1 protein-coding gene is annotated in these 265 nt (G+C 79.2%); it reads right to left on the bottom strand.

What is annotated here, in order from left to right:
• Positions 1-265 (bottom strand): hypothetical protein (locus tag RT91_RS19020; RefSeq protein ID WP_035189336.1); only part of this gene is annotated, 265 nt, incomplete at both ends.

The following is a 265-nucleotide window of genomic DNA, read 5'->3' as shown; positions in this document are numbered from 1 at the left end:
GCCCGGGCCGAGGGCGAGCTGGCCGAGCACGATCAGCGCGTCCCGCCGCGTGACGTGCGGCAGGTCGGGGCCGGGTTCGGCGAGGCCTTCTGCCTGCATCAGCGCGCGGGCGTGCTCTGGCGCGCCGGCATTCACCAGCTCGATCACGCCGCGCCAGAGCACGTCGCGCCGTTCGGCCTCCGGCGCGGCGCGGCTGGCGAGGGCGGCGAAGCGGAGCGGGGTTTCGGGGGCGGCGACGCGGGCGGCCTCGAGCGCGGCCTCGGCG

The organism is Acidiphilium sp. JA12-A1 (genome assembly GCF_000724705.2).
GTDB classification, from domain to species: Bacteria; Pseudomonadota; Alphaproteobacteria; order Acetobacterales; family Acetobacteraceae; genus Acidiphilium; species Acidiphilium multivorum.
The sequence above is the reverse complement of the archived record's forward strand: the minus strand, read 5'-3'. Positions and strand labels throughout refer to the sequence as shown.